Source organism: Pollutimonas sp. M17, assembly GCF_025836975.1.
In the GTDB taxonomy this organism is placed as follows: Bacteria; Pseudomonadota; Gammaproteobacteria; order Burkholderiales; family Burkholderiaceae_B.
On the sequence record NZ_CP107548.1, the window covers coordinates 3339116 to 3358720 of the forward strand.

Genomic DNA, 19605 nt, shown 5'->3' on the forward strand with positions numbered 1-19605 from the left:
ATTGTCATTGATCGTTGAGGTGGCAAGCCGAAAAATGGCCTGGCGCGATCTTTTTCTTGACGGGTATCTCCGTCTTGCAGCGCGCATGGGCATGGGGACAGCGCGGATGGAAATGACAGCCTGGCGGCGGCGCCAATGGACTGGGCAGCTCGCCCTTCACCGTCTCGAAACGACGCTTGCCGGGCTTGATGCGTGGCACTTCCGCCAGCAACGATTGCGTATACGGATGATTGGGGCGCGCAAATACTTCCGCGACCGGAGCCTCTTCCACGACGCGGCCCAGGTACATGATTGCCACCCGGTCCGAAATATGCTCCACCACCCCAAGGTCGTGACTGACGAACAAGTAGGTCAAATCGAGCTGTTCGCGCAGGTCCATGAACAGGTTCAGGATCTGCGCCTGGATGGACACGTCCAGCGCCGCCACACTTTCGTCGCAAACCAGAAACTCGGGCTGTACCGCAAGCGCGCGCGCAATGTTGACGCGGGCACGCTGGCCGCCTGAAAACTGGTGAGGCAGGCGGCGCTTCATGGTGGGGTCGAAGCCCGACTTATTCAGGTAATCATCGACATAAGCACCCCGGTCACCCTTGATCAAGCCATGGATGGAGGCGGCTTCCCCCACCAGCGCTTCGATGTTCATGCGTGGATTCAGGGCAGCCATCGAGTTCTGGAAAATCATCTGGGCAGCCAGATCGGCATCGCGCGCAGCCTTGCCTTCCAACCCTGCCCGATCAAGGCCCTTCCAGTACACGGCGCCGTCCGAAGGATTCAATATGCCGGCGGCGATGCGCCCCAGCGTGGACTTCCCACAGCCGCTTTCACCGACCAACCCAAGCACTTCCCCCCGCTTGATGATCAAGTCGACCTCGTCCAAGGCATAGACGACAGGAGGAGGTTTTGCCACACCAAGCGCAATGGAAACGCGAGCGGCCAAGTCGGGAGACGCGCCGAAGCGGCGCGAGACCTTGCGCAGCTCCAGCAAGGGCGCGGAATCGTAAGAGGTTGCCGTAACGGTCATGTCTATGCCTGTTCGTAAGAATGAAAGCAGCGGTAATAATCAAGCTCGGTGCCCGTGGCTTCGGGTTGCATTGCACAGGCGTCGGTGGCCCGCTCGCAACGAGTACGGAAGGCGCATCCCCGCGGCATGCGCGACAGACTTGGCGTCACACCGGGAATTTGCGCCAGGCGGCTGCCCCGGCTGTTTTCTGAAGGCACCGAGCGGATCAGGCCACGCGTGTAGGGATGACGCGGCGACTCCAGCACCGAAGCGATAGGGCCCGTCTCGACGATACGCCCGCCATACATGACGGCAATCCGGTCCGCCAGGCCGGAGACGATGGCCAGGTCATGTGTAATCCAGATCACGGCCGTGCCTTGCTGCTCCGTCAGTTTCTGAAACTCGGCAAGGATCTGCGCCTGGATGGTGACGTCCAGCGCTGTCGTGGGTTCGTCGGCAATGATCAAATCCGGGCTATGCAGCAAGGCTATGGCAATCGCCACACGCTGCCGCATCCCGCCAGAAAGCTGGTGCGGATAAGCATCCAGGCGCTCTTCCGGGCTGGGGATTCCAACCATGCCAAGGGCGTCGCGCGCCCTGATGCGCGCTTCCCGATGACTGATCTTCACATGGGCATGCAAGGTTTCCATAAGCTGGACACCTATGCGCAACACCGGGTTGAGCGTCATCATGGGATCCTGGAAGACCATGGCAATGCGCCGCCCCCGCAAGCTGCGGCGAGTTTTTGCGTCAATGGCGGTCAGTTCCTGGCCATCGAACAGAACCTGTCCCGATGCAACACGACCCGGCTTCTCGACCAGGCCCATCAAGGAGAATCCCGTCACGCTCTTGCCGGATCCGCTTTCTCCGACAAGCCCCAGAACCTCTCCGCGGTTCAGTTGAAGCGAGACCTCGTTGACAGCCCGCAGGGGCTTGCCGTCTTCACCTGGAAATTCTGTGACGAGGTCACGGACATCTAGCAATGGAGTCATCGGGTTTTCCTGGGGTTGAGCACATCGCGCAGACGATCACCAACCAGATTGATCGACACAATGGTAATAAGCAGGGCGATACCGGGGTAGAAACTGATCCAGTAAAGGCCGGAAAGCATGAAACGGTAGCCATTTGAAATCAACATTCCCAGCGAGGGCTGTGTGACGGACGCACCCAGTCCAAGAAAGGACAGCGTGGCTTCCAGGCCAATGGCACGGGCGACCTGCATCGTCGCAATCACGATGATGGGGGCAATGCAATTAGGCAGCAGGTAGCGCAGCAGCACGCGGCGCCCCGGAATACGCAGGCAGCGCGCCGCCTCGATGTATTCTTTCTCGCGTTCCACCAATGCCGTACCCCGCGCCGTGCGGGCATACGTTGCCCACTCTGCCACAATGATGGCAAATACGACATTGGTCACCCCGTTGCCCAGAATGGCCAACACCATGAGCGCCATCAGGATGGTGGGAAACGAAAGCTGCAAATCGACCAGGCGCATGATGAAGCTTTCGAGGCGGCCTCCGACATAAGCCGCCAGCAAGCCGATCGTCGTACCAAGAAGCGCCGCGACAACGGCTGACGCAATACCCACCAGCAGCGACGTGCGCAAGCCATACATAATGCCCGATAGAATATCGCGCCCCTGTCCGTCGGTACCCAGATAATAAGGTATGCCGTCGAAGTTTTCCGAGCCCGGCGGCAGGCGGCTGTCCAGAATGTCCAGTTGCGTCAGGTCATACGGATTTTGCGTTGCAAGCCAGGGGGCCAGCAAAGCGACCAGGCAGATAATGAGCAAGCCGATCGTGCCCAAGGCCGCCGTGGGAGACGAAAAAAATCGCTTCAAGGCCGGCATGGCGCGAGGCGGAGGGGGCTCGACAATATCCGGTGTGCCGGACGCGCCGGCAATGCCTGCAGAGGCAGCAAGTTTGGGATCCATATCGTTCATGCCTTCCCCTCGAGCCGGACGCGCGGGTCGAGCAGCGTATAACAAACGTCAATAATGAAATTCAGCGACACGAACAAGACGACCATCATCATCAGGTACGCCACGATCACAGGGCGATCGAGCAGGTTGATGCTGTCGATGATGAGCTTGCCCATGCCAGGCCAACCAAAAATGGATTCGGTCACGACCGAATAGGCGATCAGCGAGCCGAACTCCAGCCCGACGATGGTGATCACCGGGATCATCAAGTTCTTCAGGATGTGCACGAAGATGATCCGCTTCTCGCCCAGCCCCTTGGCATAAGCGAACTTGACATAGTCCTGCATGATCACTTCCTGGACACCCGCGCGCGTCAGCCGCAAGATCAGGGAAGTCTTGAAAAGAGCAAGGTTCAATGCCGGCAACAGCATGTATGACAGGCCGTCAAGGGTCAAGAAGGACCAGCTGCCCATCGTTTCGCCGCGCCCGTTCGACGGAAGCCAGCCAAGCTGTACCGCGAACACCAGAATCATCATCAGCCCGACCCAGAAGGTCGGCAGCGAGAAGCCCAGGATGGAGCCCGCCATGATGAACTTCGCGGAGAACTTTTCCGAACGCAGCCCCGCATACAGTCCCAGCGGCAGACCCACCGCCACAGCAATGATCGTGGCGAAAATGGCCAGTTCCAGCGTGGCGGGCACGCGCTCCATGATCACATCGAGCGCGGGCCTGCTGTACACGAAACTATTGCCGAAGTCGCCGTGCGTCAGCCCGGACAGGAAATGGAAGTACTGCTGCCATAGTGGTTTGTCCAGACCGAGATGCGCGACCATCTGCGCCCGCTCGGCCTGATTGAGATCCGGATTGATCAGAATATCAACCGGGTTACCAATAACATTGACACCGATGAATACAAGTATCGTCATCGCAAAAATGACGAACAGCGATTGTATTAAGCGTCGAATGAGCGAGGTTATCATTTCCTGTTCCTGAGCGTTTACTCGACGCTGATGGCCATGCCATCACGCTGCGGGTCGGCCGCACCGGCCGAGCGGCCACCATCTATACGAATGCCGTGCAGCGCCGCAAAAGCAAAAGTTTGCGGTGAACGCACAACGTCGTACCCGTCGGCGGCCAACTCATCAGAGACCGAACGCCGAATGCGGTTGCAAATGTCGATGGAATTCGAAACACCGACCAATCGTGGCGCTGCGACAGCCGCCTCGATACTCATATCATAGTCAACGATGTTGACGATGCTTTGAGCCACGGTTGGAGCGATGTAGCTGCCACCCGGCGCGCCGATGACGATCGACGGATCGTCCCCTTCAAAGACTATGGTCGGCGCGGCCGAGCTGGCCCGGCGCTTGCGCGGTGCGATCGATGCCGCCTTGCCGGGACGAGGATCGAATCGCGCCATCAGACCGTTGTACATGAAGCCCAGACCGTCGGTGATCGCGCCAGACGGACTGCCCAACGAATGGGTCAAGGCCACGGCATTGCCTTCCTTATCGACGACCGAAATATGGGTCGTATCGCGCTGGGACAAATCCAGGCGCTCGACGTTGGCACGCTCGCCCCGCTTGATCTGATCCGCCAGCATGGCGGCATAGTCCTTGGAGAGCAGTTTCTCGACAGGCACGTCGACATAAGCGGGGTCGCCCATGTTCGTATCCTTGTCGATGGTCATGCGCTTCATGGCTTCGAACAGCGTCCGCACATACTCGGTGGAGCCGTGCCGCATGCTGCCGATATCGAAATTTTCCAGGATATGCAGCAGTTCGATCATGGGCATGCCCGACCCCGGAGGAGGGCTGGAGGCAATACGCCGCCCACGATAGCTGCCCCACACAGGCGCAGCCTTGCTGACGCCGTACTGGGCCAGGTCTTCCAGGCCGATCAGGCCCCCGTTGCGGGCGAAATCGTCGGCGATCTGCTGGGCAATCTCGCCATGGTAGAAGATGTCCGAAGAGCCGCTTTTCGCAATGCGCTCCAGCGTCCTGCCCATATCGGGGTTGCGCAGGATATCGCCTACCTGACGCAACGATCCATCTTCATGAAAATACACGCGGCGGCCCGTTTCGGAAAAGCGCAACTTGTCCAGCGTGTTGGCCTGCCCGTCGCCGCTCTGATCCTTGGTCCAGTACCAGTGCATATGCGGGCGAACCATGAAACCCTCTTCGGCATAGCGAATCGCCGGGCGGATCAGGTCGGCCCAATCCCAGGTGCCGTAGTCCTTCAAGGCTGCTTCGTAGCCTTTGAGCGAACCGGGCGTGCAGCAGGCCAGATAGCCGATTTCGGAGATATTGCCTTCGAGCAGGAAGCCGAAGCCGTCACGGCTCTGGCCAATCAGCTTGTCGAGCCACATGTCCGGCGTTGCGGCGATAGGCGCCAACGCATAGAACTCGAGAATCTCGTGTATGCCGCGTTTAGGCATGTAGACATGCATCGAACCAAACCCGCCAATGCCTGACATCTGCGGGTCAACCACGCCCTGGGTGAATGCGCAGGCCAGCGCAGCATCTATGGCGTTGCCGCCACGTTCCAGGACGCTGGCGCCCGCTTCGACGGCTTCAGGCTGGGGCGCCACTATCGTCGCATTGCGATTCATGCGCGATTCTCCTTGAGCACTTTGGCCAGGAACGCCTTGGCATGGCCCAGAACTTTCATGCGGTCATGCGATACGCCGGCGACCTCTTCCAGCGTCACGCTGACGCCAGCCGATTCAAATGAAGCCTTCAGCGTGCGCAAACGTGCGGGTCGGCTATCGCCGGCGTCGTTGGCACCTTCCATGTAATAGGCCGTTCCGGGCCTGCGGACGATCTCCCAGGTTTCAAGATCAAGGTCGCCCACGAGCATCTGTGTGGGCACCTTCGCCAGTGCGGCGGCATTGAACGGGCGGCCAAACTTCTCGGCCAGGTCGCGAACGCCAACCCACCAATCCTTGTCGGGATCCAGCAGCGTCACCGAACCGGGGGCGCCTATGCTGACCGCCCACAGTTTCTCGGGATGCAGGATGGCGAAGCGGTGGGCGAACTGCCCGCCGCCGGAATAGCCGAACATGGCGAACCTGGACCAGTCCTGCTCATACTTGGCGGCCATTTCCTCGACCATCGCCAGCACGATCTCGTCGTAGCGGATGTCGCCCTCGAACATGTACTTGTAGCCCGAGCGCTCGCCATCGCCCCGCACATTCATCGGGAAGATAGGACAAAGGATGGCGCAATCGTTATAAAGGCCGAATTCGGCAAAACCATCGCGAAAGTCGATGGCCGAGGTGCGGCCCGTTCCGTGCACCGCCACCAGCAGATCGAGCTTGCGGCCATCGGCAACGGTAGGAGGCACATACAGCAACATGTGAAAACGGGGGTCGACGGCCGACGCAAAAATCGCGGTTTGACCGTAATCGTAGACCGCACGCGCACGCGCAGCGGCGGCGGCGCTCGAGCCAGGCTCTTGCATAACTTCTCCTGAGGGATTTGTCATATGCGCCGGGGAGGCGGCTTGCCACCCCGGCAAACGAAGGGGCAGAACAGCCCCTTGATATCAATGCTTACTTGGCGTTGCCCGCGGGACGAATTTCGAAAGCCATCGTGTACTTGTCGCTACGGGGCGTGAAATCGACCTTCTTGCTCGCGCCCAGCACCGCGTTCTCGTAGTGCATGGGCAGTATCCATAGATGGTCAAACGTCAACTCCGACACTTCCTGCAGTTGCTTCTCGCGATCGGCGTCGTTCAAGTTCGATGTAGCCTTGGCCAACAGCTCGTTGATTTCAGGTACGTCGACGCCACCACCGTTGTAGCGGCCCGTGCCTTTCTTCGGATCGCGTCCAGCCACCAGCGCCAGCGCGGGATTGGACACCTCGCCCGTGTTCACGCCCCAGGCGCCCAGGAAGAAGGAATAGTCACGCGCAGCATACTTGGGCGAGTACACGGACCATGGCACGACCTCGACCTTGGTCTCGATGCCGATACGAGCCAACATCTGGCCTACTGCCTGCAGGACTTCGCTGTCGTTCACATAACGACCCGCGGGGCCGTGAATGGTCAGAGCAAAACCATCAGGATAGCCGGCTTCGGCCAGCAATTCCTTGGCCTTGCGCGGATCATACTTGACGGGTTGAACCTTGTCGGAGTGCCCGAAGAAGCCTTCGGCAACGAACTGATCGGCAACGGTGCCATTTTTCTGCATGACGCGGTCGACGATAGCGGGACGATTGATCGCCATGAGCATGGCACGGCGCACACGCTCATCCTTGAAGGGATTTGCGGCCAGCGGCGAGCCGTCCTTGGCTTTGGCAAACGGCGTTTGGTCGCGGAAGACGTCCAGTCCCAGATAGACCAGGCGGGTCGATATGCCACGGATGATCTTCAGGTTCTTGTTTCCTTCAACGCGGCTGACCCCTTCGGCGGGAAGGTTTTCGATGATATCCAGGTCGCCCGCCAGCAACGAAGCCAAACGGCCGCCATCATCGGTGACCATGCGCAGTGTCACCTTGCTCCAAGGCATGGGTTTGGCAAAATAATTGTCGTTGCGCACGAGCTCGATGCGGTCGCCAGGCGTATAACCGGCGAACTTGAACGGCCCTGTGCCAACGGCCGCCTTGCCGGTCTCGAAATCCGCCACGCTGGCATTGGCATAATCGGAACTGATGATGCGGATACGGCTAAGCGAATTCAGCAGCAGGGGGTCGGGCCGGGTGGTTTCCACGACGATGGTGTAGGGGTCCTTGGCAACGACATTGGCAATATTGCGGGTGTATGCCGCAAAAGCCTTGGTCGGCTTGTCGCGCGCACGCAGCAACGACGCCACGACGTCGTCCGCGTCGAACTTGGACCCATCGTGAAAGCTCACGTCTTTGCGCAGGTTGAACTGCCAGTGCGTGTCATCCACGACCTGCCACGATTCGGCCAGTTGCGGATTATTCTCGGCCCGGCCGCCGCGGCTGATCAGGCTGTCGAAAATGTGGCGCGAAGCCGCATTGTTGGGAGAGTTGGAGTCCTGGTGGGGATCCAGTGATGTGATCGGCGCCGCCAGACCCACGTTCAACGAGGGATCTTGCGCCATGGCCGGAACCGCAGCCGCGGTCAGCAGCGTAAACGCAGCGCCGCGCAGCAGATGAGTCAATGATGATTTAAACAATTTTTGCTCCTTTTGGCGGCGAACATCAGGCCCATGCCAGCCAATCTTTTGTATGTCGTCGGCACCTGAAACGTCGTATATAAACAAAGCATTCACAGTTATGTCAAACTTAATTTCTTCGTTTTTTATCTAGTAAAATAAACTGAGCAGCGCCCAAAAAGCAGCTTTCGCCGCAAGACGAACGAATGGAAGACACTCATGAAAAATGAAAAATATGTAATAGAATCAGTGGATAAAGCTTTTTCTCTGTTGATCGAAGTCGCTCGTTCGCCGCGTTCTAACCTAACGAATCTCGCGGAAAAGGCTAAACTGAACAAATCAAGAGCCTATCGTTTGTTGTACACAATGGAACAGCGCAAGGTCATAAAAAAAGAGGAGAACAATACCTATAGCCTGGGCGACACCATGCTGATCCTGGGCATCACCGCAAGCGCCCAGCTCGATCTGATCCGCCTGGCCACCCCCATCATGGAGGACCTCTGCCAGCGAGTGAACGAAACCGTGCAACTGCGCACTGTGGACCATCTCGACGCGCTTTGCATCGCCAAGACCGAGCCCTCCCGCGACCTGCGCGTACACGCCAACATAGGGCGTCGGCGCCCGCTCTATACAGGCTCGCCCAAGTGCCTGCTGGCCTACCAAAGCCAGGAGTTCATCGATCGATGCATTCCCGACTATCCCCCGCCACTCACCGATCACACGCCCAGGACTCGAGACGAGGTCCTTCAGGCGCTTGCAAGCATCCGTCAGCAGGGATATTGCGTCAGCCGCGGCGAAGTCGATACCCATCAGATCGCTTGTTCAGCTCCGGTTTTCAGCTTCAACAACGCCATTGTCGCGACGATACACGCCGTCGCACCCAAGTTCAGAGTCGGTGAGTCCGAGCTGGAGCATATGATCCGTCAAGTCACGTCGGCGGCAGAACGGCTATCGGCCGAACTGGGGCGCTGAACCATTCAGCGGTGTGGAACCAGCACGCCAAGCGGCACGCTGTGGCGGCAGCAAGGCCGGACAATTAGGCATGGCTCCGGATGGCGAAGAACACCCGCCGCAACTGCTTGCGAAGCGCCGCCTTGCCTCGTGCACCTGTCCCGCGAGCCTGAAATACATTCTTTGCAAGATCAATGCCGATTGGCGTAATCTTCATGGTGGACGCCCTTCTGAAATGCAGTGAGTGTTGGCACCCTCGCGGCAGGCACTGCGATACGGGCGTCTTCAGATAGCGGCGCCCATTCCATTGTTTCGCCGCGTGGATGCCAATCATGGATGACGACGCCCTCTCCTTCAATTCACTTCGGCCGCGATTGCAGCAGATCGCCTACCGGATGCTCGGCTCGGTGGCCGAGGCCGAAGATATTGTGCAGGATGCCTGGCTGCGCTGGCACGGGGCGGCGCGCGAGGAGATCGGCAATGCGGAAGCCTGGCTCGTTGCCGTAACGACACGAATTTCCATAGACCGGCTGCGTGCCGCCAAGGTCCAACGCGAGGCCTACACCGGCATCTGGCTGCCGGAACCGGAGATGACCAGCCTGCCCGCCACGCCAGAGCAACTCACGGAGCGCGCCGACGATGTCTCGCTGGCCTTGCTGGCGCTGCTTGAACGGCTTACACCCGAAGCACGGGCGGCATTCCTGCTGCATGAAGTCTTTGATGAAGATTATTCAAGCATCGCGGAAACGATAGGCAAGACGCAGGCCGCCTGCCGCCAATTGGTAAGCCGGGCCAAAGCTCAATTGCGGGAGGGGCGCAGCCGCCGCACCGTGCCGCCCGAAACCCATCTGCGCCTGCTGGAGTCCTTTGCCCGCGCCATACATATGGGCGACTTTGCCGCGATCAACGCCATGCTGGCCGAAGACGCGGTCCTGGTGGGCGACGGCGGCGGGAGGGTCACCAGCTTTCCCCGTCCCATGGTGGGCGGCCGACGCATTGCTCAGCTTTTCTACGCGTCCTTCCTGCGTTTCGGGGGCGAAGCACGCATGCGGCTCGTGGCCCTCAATGGCCAATGGGCATTCCTGCGCTTCATCGAAGGCAAACTGGAATCCGCGATGTCCATCGAATCGGATGGAGAACGTATCGTCCAGATTCAGGTGCAGCGCAATCCGGACAAACTGACGCATATTGCCGCAGCCATTGGAACGGATTGATTTCCGCGCGGGGTGGCTTGCGGCTTTTGGTGCCTGCAGGTCAACACCCTGAGTCCGCCCGGACGCCTACCGCCGATGGCGGCGCAGGTCTACGATGTTGTCCAGCGGCGCATTGCCGCAAAGCGTTCCCGAGTTCCTGGGAAGCTTCTTCATCGTCCGCCTGGAGAAACCATGACACAGCGCATCAACTACATGCAGCAATCGCCCGAACTGTTCAAGAAATTCCTTGAATTCAGCAACCAGCTCAAGTCAGGAGCCATAGAGGAAACGATCCGCCACCTGGTCGCCATCCGCGCTTCGCAGATCAATGGCTGCGCGTTTTGCCTTGACATGCATGTCAAGGAAGCCTACATCCATGGCGAACGTCCCCTCCGCATCCATCATCTTGGCGTATGGCGCGAATCGACGCTTTTCGCTCCCCGCGAACGCGCCGCGCTGGCCTGGACGGAGGCGTTGACGCAGTTGCCCGCGCACGGCGTATCCGACGACGTCTACGAAAAGGTTCGCACGCAATTATCCGAGAAGGAGCTGTCCGACCTGACCTTCGAAGTCATGTCCATCAATGCCTGGAACCGGGTCAATGTCGCCTTCAGGACGGTGCCGGGCTCGGCCGACAAGGCGTGGGGCCTGGATAAGGCGAACCTGGCCTGAGTTCGGCCCGGGCCGCCCAACGAAGGCGCGGCGCGCAATGGACCGCATTGCCGCGCTCGCCCGGTCTGGCCAGGGCATCAATCCCCCGCCAGAGCCCGCTCCAGAAATTCCAGCCTGTCCTGCCCCCAGTATGGCTCCCCGCGATAGACATACCATGGAGCGCCGAAGACCTGCAGCCTAATGGCTTCGTCCGTATGGTGTTCGTACAGATCCGCACCCGCCTCGCGACCGGCATGCAGGGCGGCGCCGTCCAGGCCGCAGTCGTCGGCGATCTGGATCAAGGTCGCGGCATCGGCGATGTTGCGTTCCTCGGCCCAGACCGCGCGCAGCATCGCACCGGACAGCTTCAGGGCGCCGTCGTTATCGCCGGCCTTGGCGACCGATGCAATCATCTTGGAGGCATCCGTCTCGTCGACGGGAAAAAACCGGGGCTGTACGATAAGCGGCATGCCCAGGTGCTGCGACCACCGCTTCAACTCGGTCAGGCGGTAGGCCTGGCGCTGAGGCGGTCGCTTGTCCAGCGGCAAGCCGCCGGACAATGGAAATACCCTGGCCAGATCCATGGGCCGCGGCTCCACGATGGCGCCATGCCGCCTGGCCAGTTCCAGCATCCTTTCGTGGCCAAGGTAAGTCCAGGGAGATTTTGGAGAGAAGTAATACTCGATCGTTTTCATCAGCTTGCGCCTTCGTCCTTGGTGAGGCTCCTACTTTACTACCTCGCCCGGGACGCGGGTGGTGCATTACGCCTTGTACTCTTCTATCGCCGCCTGCAGGAAAACCTCGACCAATTGAATCCGCGGCGACGATCGTGCCCAGATCAACCCAAAACGCCTGGGTTCGCAAGGCGTCGGAAGCGGAAGGCTCACCACATTCAAGCCTTGTTGCCACAGGTTCCAGGCGTGGGGCACTATGGCCACGCCCAGGCCCTTGTTCACCATAAGCGATATGGACTCCGTGGAGGCCAGTTCGAACCGCTCTTTGGGAACGATGCCGGCTTTTTTCAAATACAACTCGATCTGTTGGCCGACCCAGCTATTCTTGTCGTACCGGATGAATGGCTCCTGCTTCAGCAGGTCATGTGCGCTTCTGCCCCGATATCGAGCGGGCGCCAGCAAAAAGAAGTGCTCTTCGCTTAGTAGGCGCCAGCCTATTCTTTTGGGAATTTCGAACGGCGGCTCCAGGGCAATCGCCGCGTCCAGTTCATTCTTTTCCACACTCGGATAAAACTCGGTCGACAAGCCGGGCCGTATGGACACCTGCAGAGAGGGATAACGCTTGATCAGATTGGCAAGAATATTGGGGATGGTGCTGTTGAGCGATGTATTGCCGGCGCCCAGCCGCAGCTCTCCTTTTATTTCCTGCGCATTGGCCAATGCCGTCAACGAATCGATGTCATCCAATATTTTCTGCGATTTATCGAGTATGCGGTGCGCGGCGTTGGTCAGGTGCACGGTCTTTCCGGACCGGGTAATCAGCGTCACGCCAAGCTGCCCCTCCAAGGCCCTCATCTGCTGAGCCACCGCGCCATGCGTTATGTTCAGCCGACGCGCGGCCTCAGCCATGGAGCCGTAGCGATGCACGGCGATGAGGGTGTTCAGGAAGGCGCTGTTCATAAAGATAGTATATATATCTTTTAAAGGTAGGCAGCAAGCAACCTGTCCGGGCACTTGATGCGCACAATGGTCACCCAAGGAGACCAGACATGCGAAGTAAATTATTTGTGCCGGCCTCGCGCCCCGAACTGTTTGCCAAGGCAATGGACAGCCAGGCGGACGCCATCAGTTTTGACCTGGAAGATTCGGTGCTTCACGAGCGCAAAGAGCATGCCCGCAAAGAACTGAGCGCCTTGTTCAATAGCGAGGATTTCGAGCAAAAAAAACAGGCTACGCGCAAGACCGTCATTGTCCGCATCAACCCGCTTGATACGGAGTATTTCGCCGAAGACCTGAAAGCCGCCTGCCATGCGAGCGTGGACATCATCAACATCCCCAAGATAGATTCGGCGGCAGACGTTCTTGCATTCATCCAGCGGCTGGCCGAGACCGAAAGCAGCTACAACGCCAATGCCGGCCGCAAAGCCCATATACGGATTCTGGCAAACGTTGAAACCCCCATCGCCCTTCATAATGCCGCCGACATCGCGGCGGCGCACTCAAGGGTGTGGGGCTTGCAACTGGGCCTGGGCGACATGTTCGAGCCGCTGAACATTGCCCGCTACGATGCGCAGAATGTGCACGCCATCATGTTTTCGCTGCGCATGGCGTCGGCCCGCTCCGGCTGCGTGGTGTACGACTCCGCCTACGCCGACGTGGCCAATATCGAGGGTTATCGGCAGGAAGCCTTGCAGGCCAAGAGCTTGGGATTTCTGGGCAAGACCTGCATACATCCAAGCCAGATCCGTGTCGCCAACGAAGTATTCAGCCCGACCGAGCAGGAAGTCGCCTGGGCCCGGAAAGTCGTTGCCGCGGCATCCGAAAACGACGTCAACGGCGCTTATCTCGTCGACGGGAAAATGATCGATGCCCCCTTCGTTGCGCGCGCCCGCTTCATCATCGAACATGCCAGGCAACTGGCAGCCACCCACCATAGCTCGTAACCCCTATCGGAGACAAAAAAATGCTGAAACCACAATCATTCCTCAACGCCCGTGCCCGAATCGCTGGGGTCTTGTTCCTGGCGGGGTTTGCAGCCGCGTTCGGACCGGCCGCCAACGCCGCCGAACCGTTTCCCAATGGCCAGCCCATAACCCTGGTGGTTCCCTATCCCCCCGGAGGATCGAACGATTCATTCGCGCGGGCTGTAGGCGCCAAGCTCGGCACCAAGTTGAATACCTCGGTCGTGATCGTCAACAAGGGCGGAGCGGGGGGTTCGATCGGGGCCGCGCAGGTCGCGCGATCCAAGCCGGACGGCTACACGCTGGTTGCCGTTTCATCCAGCTTCACCACCAACGCAGCCATACAAGAAAACCTGCCCTTCGATGCCGAAAAGGACTTCAAGGCCGTGGCGCTCATGGCCAAGGGCCCCTTCATTGTCGCCGTGAAAGAGACACTGCCCGTCAATTCCGTAGCCGAACTGATCGCTCTCGCCAAAAAGAACCCCGACTCCATCAATTACTCCAGCTCGGGCCCCGGCAGCAGCAACCAGTTTGCCACCGAGATGTTCAGTTCGGCCGCCGGCATCAAGATGATGCACATACCGTATCGCGGCATGGGCCCGGCCACGGCCGCCTTGATGGGCAACGAAGTCGATGTCCTGATCGCGAGCGGCCCTTCGCTCCTGCCCGCCATCAATACGGGAAAAGCCAAGGCTATCGCCATCACCAGCCTGAAGCCCAGCCCCATCGCACCCGACCTGAAGCCGGTTGCCGAAGCAGTGCCCGGTTACGAGTTCAGCTTGTGGTGGGGAATACTGGCTCCAGCTGGAACTCCCGATCCCATCGTCAACAAACTGAACAAGGCGATCCAGGAAATCGTGACCGAACAGGAGATGAAGGATTTCTTCGTTCGCGAAGGAGCCGAGTATGCCACTGCCTCGGCCCAGGAGTATCAAAAGATCATCAAGGAAGATCTCGTCCGCTGGAAGCAAGTTGCCAAGAAAAGCAACATCACCGTTCAAAAATAAGCCGCAAGCCCGCAGGTTCCCGAGTGTTCGGGAACCTGCATGAAACACCATGGTATCCGTCTATGTCAACACCAAGTTCAGCGCCCCTGTCAGGCATCAAAGTTTTGGATCTAAGCGCATACATTGCGGGCCCGTACGGCTGCAGCCTGTTGTCCGACCTGGGGGCGGAGGTCATCAAGATTGAACCGCCGGACGGCGACAATCTACGCAAGTACCCCTCGACACTGGAGGCTGAAAGCCGCGCTTTCCTGGGAGTAAACCGCGGCAAGACAGGTCTGTGCCTGGACCTCAAGAGCACAATGGGCTACGAGGTTCTGGCAAGGCTGGTTCGGGAAGCCGACGTGCTGGTGCATAACTTCAGGCCGTCCGTGCCGCCACGCCTGAAGATCGACTTTGAAACCCTGAGCCGGATCAACCCCAGGCTGGTCTATTGTTCCATGACGGGTTATGGGAACAGCGGGCCTCTTGCCGACAAGGCGGGCTACGATCAGGTGCTTCAAGCCTATAGCGGCATCTGTGCTTCCCAGGGAAGCGCGGATCAGCCCGAGATCGTCTACGGCTCCGCTGTCGACTATTACGCCGCATCCATGGTCGCAACGGGTGTAACGGCCGCGCTTTACCAGCGCGAACGTAGCGGAGAGGGCCAGGAGGTCAGCGTGTCCTTGCTGGGCAGCGCCCTGGCCATGCAGTCGGCACGGCTCGTCATGGCCGAGGGCGAGCCGAAGCATATCGAACGGGACATGCGCTCCGGCGGCATCACCGGCATACATCCGACAAAAAGCGGCCATCTGTACATATCGGCCAACGCGCCCCATTTCTGGAATGCACTATGCACGCTATCCGGCGTACCCGAGCTGGCGGCCAATGAAAAGTATGACACGGTCAAGAAGCGCGCCCAGCACGCCGGTGAAATCGTGCCTGTGATCCGGCAAGCTCTTCAGGCGAAAACAGCCATGGAATGGGAAGAGATTTTCGGCGTCTCTGTACCGTGTTCGGCAGTGCGGCGCGTTGAAGACATGTTCGACGATGCGCAGGTCGCCGACCAAGGTTTCGTCGTGGAGCAACGTCATCCGAAGGCGGGCGCTTATAAGGGCGTTGCCCGGCTCATAAAGTTCAGCGCCGCCCAGCATAGCGCTCCGCCTTGCAGCGCCCCTCTGTTGGGCCAGCACTCGCGGGAAATTTTGCGCGCTCTGCGATACAGCGAAGAACAGATACGTGCGGCACTGGATTCAGGAGCGGTAATCGACGCTGCCGTCGCCGCCGGCGCCGACGACTCATAAGCCAAACATCAAGGAGCGGTGCGCGGCTGTGCCTGCCATTGCTCCATCGCCTACCGCCAGCGCCACGTTGCCGGCCAGCCTGGCCGCATCGCCGCACGCGAACACGCCCGGAACAGAGCTTGCCTGGGTGGAATCCGTTCTGATCTGCATGCCCATCGGCATCTCCTCGAACTCGCAGCCCAGCTGCGCCGCGATGGGGCTGCCCGGAGTGGTGCGCGTCGTTGTAAACAGGCCGTCCAAAGGAATGATGCGGCCGTCCTTCATGACGACATCCAGGTGTTCGCCGGAGAGCCGCTCGATCGGACCATCCTCGATATGAACGCCGCGGGCCTGCAATGCGGCCTGCTGCTCGCTGTCCGGCGCAAAGCTTCCGTTCAGGAAAAAGGTGGTCTTGCCCCAGTCGGGAAGCATGAGCGCATGATGCATGGAAAGCGCCGAACTCGCCAGCACGCCGATGCGCCCTTGCTGGAGCTCGTATCCGTGGCAGTAGGGGCAGTGAAACACCGTGCGCCCCCAGCGCTCCTTCAAACCAGGCAGGTCAGGCAGATGATCGGTGATTCCGATGGCAAGAATGATCCGCTGCCCTCTCACGGAGCTGGCCCCGTCCATGGATACGAGGAAGCCGTCTTCGGTCTTTTCCACACGCTGAGCCTGGGCATCGAGCCACTCTACGGTAGGATAGGCCAGTAGTTGCGCTCGCCCTTCTGCCGCAAGCACATCCGGCGGGCTGCCATCCCTCGTTAGAAACCCGTGCGAGGCCGTTGCGTAGCGATTGCGCCTCTGTCCCGCGTCGACGACCAGCACCGACCGGCGAGCTCGCGCCAATTGCATTCCCGCGGACATGCCCGCATAGCTTCCGCCAATGATCACGACGTCGTAGTTCATCGAATTCTCCTGTGGCCGCTGTTCAATTTCATGCATCTTAAAATGATACATGATATTCGTCAACAATCGCGCGACGGTTCCACTGAAGGCGGGTGGTTCAGCGGCCTGCTGGACGGCGGGGACGCTTGCCTTTACTGGCGCACAGGGCATCGAAGTCGCCGGCAAGATCGGCCAGGCTGACAGCCTTGAGCCGGGCAACCAGCAGGGACTCCGCCTGCTGGAACGCCTCCTTCAGCGACGCATTGACGACGCGCTCGACGCCGCATTCGGGATGTTCGTTATCGATGCCGATTGCAAATATCTTGGGCCCGCCTACCGCACGATGAATGTCCAGCAGCGTAAGTTCGCTCAGGTCGCAGGCAATGCTCCACCCGCCGCGGTGCCCTTTTTCGGACCGGACATAGCCGGCCCGCCGCAAGCCCGCCATCGTGCGCCGGACAACGGCAGCGTTGGTTGAGAGCATCCGGGCGATCTCTTCGGAAGTGAAAGGCTGATCGTGCCTGGCCATATGAAGCAGCACGTGCAACATGCGGGAGAGGCGGCTGTCTGTTCTCATTCGATTCCAGAATCAATGTGGCGTTTCGAATGCCTAAGCATACATGGGTCCCGAGACCGGCGACGCCAAGGGAGTCCCTTGGAATGAGTGGTGCAAGGGTTTGCGGTCCAGGCGTGCGATTTGGCAACCGGACTTCCTTGGCGTTCGTCGTTAAATCTCATCTAATTCATCATATCAATTCATAATATCAACTGGCTTCAATTACCGTTGCGCCGGCGGCCAGGGCACTCACCAGACAGAACCGACTTATTTCCAGGAGCATATTCATGACAGAACAAAAGCCACATATCGGCCTGATCGGCGTCGGCCTGATGGGGTCGGGCATCGCCGCCAGCCTGTTGCGCCACGGCTTTCCATTGACCGTGCTCGACCATCCGGGCAACCAGCCACTGGACGGCTTATTGGCCGCTGGGGCAAAGACCAGCCAACAGGCTGCGGATCTGGCCGCCGCAGTCGATATAGTCATCCTTTGCGTGACGGGCTCGCCCCAGGTGGAAGAAGTGCTTTTCCAGAAAGGCGGCGTGCTGGAGGGCCTGAGGCAGGGCGGCACGATCATCGACTGCTCCACCGCAATACCCTCCTCCACACTGAAAATAGCCAAGGCGGTCCATGAAGCCGGCGGACGCTTCCTGGATGCTCCCATGACGCGTACCCCCAAGGAAGCCGCCGAAGGACGCTTGAACCTGATCGTTGGAGGCGACCGCGAGGTTTTTGAAGATTGTTTGCCTGTGCTGCAGAGCTACGCCGAAAACATCGCCTATGCGGGCGGCGTTGGCTCCGGCCACCAGATGAAGTTGCTGCACAACTATGTGTCGCTGGGCTTCTCGGCCGTACTGGCCGAAGCGTCGGCATGCGCCCGCCAGACCGGCACGGACCCACAAACCTTCTGCGACATCCTTGCCGCAGGCGGAGGAGGAGGGGTCGTCCTGAACCGATTGCGCCCCTACATCGAATCGGAAGACCCTTCGGGTTTCCGCTTTTCAATGTCCAATGCACTGAAGGACATGGGCTATTACTGCACCATGGCCGAAGAACAAGGCTCCCAGGGCGCAATCGCCCTTGCAATCAAGGAGCTGTACGCGCAAGCGGCGCAGGCCGGGCTCGACCAGTCGCCGGTCCCTGTGCTTATCGACCACCTTTCCGGCCTGGCCACAAGGCAACCGGAATAAAGGCACAAGAATGGCGCGCATCGCAACGGCTCGATTGGCGACCATGGAATCCTGTATGCCCTACAGTCGACAGCGGTGTTAACATCGGCTCCATCGTCGGCGTGGCAGCCGGCCTTGGCAGCAACCATTCCGTCGGAGCGCAAACTTGAAATACCGCAAACTTGGCAACACCGACCTCGAGGTCAGCCTGATCGGCCTGGGCACCATGACCTGGGGCGAACAAAATACCGAATCCGAAGCCCATGAGCAGATTGATTACGCCCTGTCGCAAGGGGTGAACCTGCTGGATGCCGCCGAGATGTACCCGGTGCCCCCAAAGCCGGAAACACAAGGCCGTACGGAAACGTATATTGGCACGTGGCTGGCCAAGACGGGACGACGCAAAGACATCGTGCTGACCAGCAAGGTCTCGGGCCCCGCCACCGATCCGAAACGCCCCGGCCATATCCGTGGCGGCCAGACGCACCTGGACCGCAAGAACATGACCGAAGCGCTGGATGCCAGCCTGAAGCGCCTGCAAACCGACTATCTCGATCTTTACCAATTGCATTGGCCCGATCGCACCACGACTACATTCGGCCGTCCCAACTACCCATGGAAGGACGACGCCTACACCGTACCCATCGAGGAAACCCTGGAAGTTTTGCAGGACTTCATCAAGGCCGGCAAGGTTCGCCATATCGGGGTGTCCAACGAAACACCCTGGGGCGTGGCGCAATACCTGAAGCTTGCCGAAACACGAAATCTGCCTCGCATCGCGTCCATTCAAAATCCCTACAACCTGCTCAACCGCGTCTACGAGAACGGCCTGTCGGAATTCAGCCATCTGGAAGGCGTGGGGCTGCTGGCGTACTCGCCATTGGGCATGGGCGTACTGGCAGGCAAATACCTGAACGGGGCTCGTCCAGATGGAGCCCGCATGACGCTGTTCACGCGCTTCGTCCGCTACTCTAGCCCTCAGGCCGAACGCGCCACCGCCGAGTACGTGCAGTTGGCACGCGAGCGGGGCTTGTCGCCCGCAGCCATGGCGCTGGCATTCGTGAACCAGCAGCCTTTCGTCACCAGCAACCTGATAGGCGCCACCCGGCTGGACCAGCTGAAAGAAAACATCGACAGCGTCGACCTGACCCTATCGGAAGACGTGCTGGATGCCATCCAGGCCATTCATCAGCGATACCCGAATCCGTCGCCTTGACGGCTGATGGGTGCAGCGTTACAGCAAAGTGTGGCATTCAGGC

The 19605-nt window shown here is 59.6% G+C and carries 19 protein-coding genes and 1 pseudogene; 8 read left to right on the plus strand and 12 right to left on the minus strand.

All coding sequences use genetic code 11. The features are described from left to right. Positions 1-4: 4 nt before the first annotated feature. The 7 genes from OEG81_RS15740 to OEG81_RS15770 form a co-directional block, all read right to left on the minus strand. Positions 5-1021: an ABC transporter ATP-binding protein gene (locus tag OEG81_RS15740; protein ID WP_264130225.1), complete on the minus strand. Its 1017-nt coding sequence runs from the start codon at positions 1019-1021 to the stop codon at positions 5-7. Positions 1022-1023: 2 nt separating this feature from the next. Beyond that, complete coding sequence (locus OEG81_RS15745) at positions 1024-1992, minus strand: ABC transporter ATP-binding protein (RefSeq protein WP_264130226.1); 969 nt, start codon at positions 1990-1992, stop codon at positions 1024-1026. Next, positions 1989-2846, minus strand: a complete 858-nt coding sequence (locus OEG81_RS15750; protein WP_264132616.1) for an ABC transporter permease — start codon at positions 2844-2846, stop codon at positions 1989-1991. The genes OEG81_RS15745 and OEG81_RS15750 overlap by 4 nt, the downstream gene beginning before the upstream one ends. Before the next feature lie 89 nt (positions 2847-2935). Beyond that, a complete protein-coding gene (locus OEG81_RS15755; protein ID WP_264130227.1) occupies positions 2936-3898 on the minus strand; it encodes an ABC transporter permease in 963 nt (320 codons plus the stop codon). A gap of 17 nt (positions 3899-3915) precedes the next feature. Continuing rightward, positions 3916-5529 (minus strand): gamma-glutamyltransferase, encoded by a 1614-nt coding sequence (ggt, locus tag OEG81_RS15760; RefSeq protein ID WP_264130228.1) that lies wholly within the window; start codon positions 5527-5529, stop codon positions 3916-3918. Then, positions 5526-6380, minus strand: coding sequence for an alpha/beta hydrolase family protein (locus OEG81_RS15765; RefSeq protein WP_264130229.1), 855 nt, complete (start codon positions 6378-6380; stop codon positions 5526-5528). Before OEG81_RS15765 ends, ggt begins: the two co-directional genes overlap by 4 nt. Before the next feature lie 91 nt (positions 6381-6471). Next, positions 6472-8061, minus strand: coding sequence for an ABC transporter substrate-binding protein (locus OEG81_RS15770; protein WP_264130230.1), 1590 nt, complete (start codon positions 8059-8061; stop codon positions 6472-6474). A 198-nt stretch (positions 8062-8259) separates the two neighbouring features. Between OEG81_RS15770 and OEG81_RS15775 the strand changes: the two genes are divergently transcribed. Next, entirely contained in the window at positions 8260-9012 is a 753-nt protein-coding gene (locus OEG81_RS15775; protein ID WP_264130231.1) for an IclR family transcriptional regulator, read from the plus strand. Between the two features lie 82 nt (positions 9013-9094). Here OEG81_RS15775 and OEG81_RS15780 read toward each other — a convergent pair. Next, a pseudogene (locus OEG81_RS15780) lies at positions 9095-9208 on the minus strand (IS110 family transposase); the annotation flags it as partial. Between the two features lie 115 nt (positions 9209-9323). On the opposite strand from OEG81_RS15780, the gene OEG81_RS15785 reads away from it, so the two are divergent. Together OEG81_RS15785 and OEG81_RS15790 are read left to right on the plus strand one after the other, a co-directional pair. Further along, entirely contained in the window at positions 9324-10205 is an 882-nt protein-coding gene (locus tag OEG81_RS15785; RefSeq protein ID WP_264130232.1) for an RNA polymerase sigma-70 factor, read from the plus strand. Between the two features lie 171 nt (positions 10206-10376). Then, positions 10377-10856: a carboxymuconolactone decarboxylase family protein gene (locus OEG81_RS15790; RefSeq protein ID WP_264130233.1), complete on the plus strand. Its 480-nt coding sequence runs from the start codon at positions 10377-10379 to the stop codon at positions 10854-10856. A gap of 77 nt (positions 10857-10933) precedes the next feature. On the opposite strand, the gene OEG81_RS15795 is transcribed toward OEG81_RS15790, so the two are convergent. Both OEG81_RS15795 and OEG81_RS15800 read right to left on the minus strand, forming a co-directional pair. Further along, on the minus strand, positions 10934-11533 hold the full coding sequence (locus OEG81_RS15795; RefSeq protein WP_264132617.1) for a 2-hydroxychromene-2-carboxylate isomerase: 600 nt from the start codon (positions 11531-11533) through the stop codon (positions 10934-10936). 63 nt (positions 11534-11596) lie between these two features. After that, positions 11597-12469, minus strand: a complete 873-nt coding sequence (locus tag OEG81_RS15800) for a LysR family transcriptional regulator (RefSeq protein ID WP_264130234.1) — start codon at positions 12467-12469, stop codon at positions 11597-11599. A gap of 89 nt (positions 12470-12558) precedes the next feature. On the opposite strand from OEG81_RS15800, the gene OEG81_RS15805 reads away from it, so the two are divergent. The 3 genes from OEG81_RS15805 (at position 12559) to OEG81_RS15815 (ending at position 15757) form a co-directional block, all read left to right on the plus strand. Beyond that, a complete protein-coding gene (locus OEG81_RS15805) occupies positions 12559-13452 on the plus strand; it encodes an HpcH/HpaI aldolase/citrate lyase family protein (RefSeq protein WP_264130235.1) in 894 nt (297 codons plus the stop codon). Positions 13453-13472: 20 nt separating this feature from the next. Continuing rightward, a complete protein-coding gene (locus OEG81_RS15810) occupies positions 13473-14477 on the plus strand; it encodes a tripartite tricarboxylate transporter substrate binding protein (protein ID WP_264130236.1) in 1005 nt (334 codons plus the stop codon). A 62-nt stretch (positions 14478-14539) separates the two neighbouring features. Further along, positions 14540-15757, plus strand: a complete 1218-nt coding sequence (locus OEG81_RS15815; protein WP_264130237.1) for a CaiB/BaiF CoA transferase family protein — start codon at positions 14540-14542, stop codon at positions 15755-15757. Here OEG81_RS15815 and OEG81_RS15820 read toward each other — a convergent pair. Both OEG81_RS15820 and OEG81_RS15825 read right to left on the minus strand, forming a co-directional pair. Beyond that, positions 15752-16642: an NAD(P)/FAD-dependent oxidoreductase gene (locus tag OEG81_RS15820; protein ID WP_264130238.1), complete on the minus strand. Its 891-nt coding sequence runs from the start codon at positions 16640-16642 to the stop codon at positions 15752-15754. The two genes, OEG81_RS15815 and OEG81_RS15820, sit on opposite strands and share 6 nt — an antisense overlap. A 97-nt stretch (positions 16643-16739) precedes the next feature. Then, positions 16740-17198, minus strand: a complete 459-nt coding sequence (locus OEG81_RS15825; protein ID WP_264130239.1) for an Rrf2 family transcriptional regulator — start codon at positions 17196-17198, stop codon at positions 16740-16742. Positions 17199-17464: 266 nt separating this feature from the next. Here OEG81_RS15825 and OEG81_RS15830 point away from each other — a divergent pair, with 266 nt between their 5' ends. Beyond that, positions 17465-18367: an NAD(P)-dependent oxidoreductase gene (locus tag OEG81_RS15830; RefSeq protein ID WP_264130240.1), complete on the plus strand. Its 903-nt coding sequence runs from the start codon at positions 17465-17467 to the stop codon at positions 18365-18367. Positions 18368-18512: 145 nt separating this feature from the next. Continuing rightward, positions 18513-19562, plus strand: a complete 1050-nt coding sequence (locus tag OEG81_RS15835; RefSeq protein WP_264130241.1) for an NADP(H)-dependent aldo-keto reductase — start codon at positions 18513-18515, stop codon at positions 19560-19562. The last annotated feature ends 43 nt before the right edge of the window (positions 19563-19605 follow it).